The organism is Citrobacter sp. TBCS-14, from assembly GCF_005280805.1.
GTDB classification, from domain to species: domain Bacteria; phylum Pseudomonadota; class Gammaproteobacteria; order Enterobacterales; family Enterobacteriaceae; genus Citrobacter; species Citrobacter gillenii.
In genome coordinates, this window is the sequence record NZ_SZWM01000561.1 from 1 (window position 1) to 1,233 (window position 1,233).

Consider the following 1,233-nt stretch of genomic DNA (forward strand, 5'->3'; position numbering starts at 1 on the left):
CGACGCTTACAACAATGTCAATGCCGGTGTTTTCGATATCAACAGCACCAACTATGTGCTGAATGCTGATCTGACCAACGATCGCACCAACGATACGACCCAGTCTAACTACGGTTACGGCGTGATCGCGATGAACTCTGATGGTCATCTGACTATCAACGGTAATGGCGATTCTGACACTTCAGGCGATCAGTCTGAAGTTGATAACTATGGTGACCACGTCGCAGCGGCAACCGGTAACTATAAAGTTCGCATCGATAACGCCACTGGTGCAGGCTCTGTTGCTGATTACAAAGGCAACGAGCTGATCTACGTTAACGACACCAACAGCACTGCCACCTTCTCTGCGGCAAACAAAGCTGACCTGGGTGCATACACCTATCAGGCTCAACAGGTGGGCAACACTGTTGTGATGCAACAGATGGAACTGACGGATTACGCGAACATGGCGCTGAGCATCCCGTCTGCAAATACCAACATCTGGAACCTGCAACAGGATACTGTCGGTACGCGTCTGACCAATGCACGTCACGGTCTGGCGGATAACGGTGGCGCGTGGGTGAGCTACTTCGGCGGCAGCTTCAACGGCGACAACGGCACCATTAACTACGATCAGGACGTTAACGGCATCATGGTCGGCCTTGATACCAAAGTTGATGGTAACAACGCACAGTGGATTGTCGGTGCTGCAGCGGGCTTTGCGAAAGGTGACGTAAGCGATAACACCGGACAGGTGGATCAGGATAGCCAGACTGCCTATATCTACTCTTCTGCTCGCTTCGCAAACAACCTCTTTATTGATGGTTCTTTGAACTACTCTCATTTCAACAACGATCTGTCTGCTAACATGAGCAACGGTCAGTACGTTGACGGTAGCAGTGCTTCTGATGCCTGGGGCTTCGGTCTGAAACTGGGTTATGACCTGAAACTGGGTGACGCAGGTTACGTGACGCCTTACGGTAGCGTATCCGGTCTGTTCCAGTCTGGTGATGACTATAAGCTGAGCAACGACATGAAAGTTGACGGTCAGTCTTATGACAGCATGCGTTATGAACTGGGTGTTGATGCCGGTTATACCTTCGCTTACAGCGATGACCAGGCGCTGACTCCGTACTTCAAACTGGCTTACGTTTATGACGATGCGGGTAACGATGCTAACGTCAACGGTGATTCCATCGACAATGGTACAGAAGGTTCTGCGGTACGTGTTGGACTGGGTACTCAGTTCAGCTT

At 50.9% G+C, this 1,233-nt stretch carries 1 protein-coding gene; it reads left to right on the top strand.

Going from position 1 to position 1,233, the window contains the following annotated elements:
- The coding region (locus tag FDX22_RS19895) for an autotransporter outer membrane beta-barrel domain-containing protein (protein ID WP_146717667.1) at positions 1–1,233 on the top strand (1,233 nt) is incomplete at both ends.